Below are 1037 nucleotides of genomic sequence, written 5' to 3' on the forward strand. Positions count from 1 at the left end.
GACGGCCCCGGCCGCGGCCGACGCGAGCGCCTGTGCGACGGCCCGCGGCCAGTCCGGTCGCGGCCGGCGACCGGGCGGTCGGTGGGCGGGGCGGGGGTGAAGACGGCGGTCGCCCCGCGGGCCAGCCGGTCGTGGCCGAGGGCGGTGAGGTGGTCGAGGAGGGCTTCGGTGGTGCGGGCGCCGTCGGCGCTGGCCGGGGCGCAGAGGATCAGCTGGTCGGCCCGGTCGACGGTGGCGAGCTGGACCTCGGCCGGGGCGCCGGTGGTGTCGGCGAGGACGACCGGGTAGTGGCCGCGGGCCTCGTCGAGGGCCTCCCGCAGGGCGGCCGGGTCGGGTCGTACGGATCGCAGTACGAGCCGGCCGCCGGTACGGCACTCGCTCCCGGCGGGCCCGGCGGTGGACAGGACGAGCACCGGGTCGGCCCGGTGCTCGGCGAGCAGGGCGCCGAGGACGGCGGCGGCCCCCTCGGCGGGGCCGCCCAGGACGGCGATCCGGTGGCAGGCCCGCAGCGGCACCCGGACGCGTTCGACCAGGCGCCGCCGCCGTGCCTCCCCGCCGCCGGGCAGGACGAGCCGCAGGGCGCGCGGGAGGTCCGTGCCGGGGCGTTGTGCGGGCGGGTCGGGCAGCGGTCCGGGTGCCGCGCCGGTGTCGGTGCCCCGGGCCGGCGGCTCCGCCGGAGGGACGGCCGAGGGCGCCGCCGAGGGGGGTTCGGCGGTCAGGGCGCGGGTGAACAGCTGCCGTTCGGCGGGCGGGATGAGGACGGTGCCGAGCGGGTCGAGCGGGCGCCGGGGCAGCAGGGCGACCGGCTCGGGCCAGGCGGCGGGCGAGTAGTCGGGTGCGGCCGGGGTGGTGCTGCCCGCGCCCGCGGTGCCGTCGGAGAAAGCCATCGGATGACCTCCCGGTCCAGGGTGCGCCGGACCGGTGCCTCCGGTCCGGCCGGCCCGTACAGCCGGGAGTACGGCTGAAGGCGCCCCTCCGGTTCACTGAACCGCCCTCGGTGGGGGGCCCGTTGAGCGGGGCAGGGTGCACGGAGCACC

Annotated in this window: 1 pseudogene; it reads right to left on the minus strand. The window is 80.3% G+C overall.

Annotated features, from left to right (window positions below):
- Positions 1 to 887: pseudogene (locus ACIQOV_RS42745) on the minus strand (hypothetical protein); the annotation flags it as partial.
- Between the last annotated feature and the right edge of the window lie 150 nt (positions 888 to 1037).

The organism is Kitasatospora sp. NPDC091257, assembly GCF_044757675.1.
GTDB lineage: Bacteria > Actinomycetota > Actinomycetes > Streptomycetales > Streptomycetaceae > Kitasatospora > Kitasatospora lactacystinica.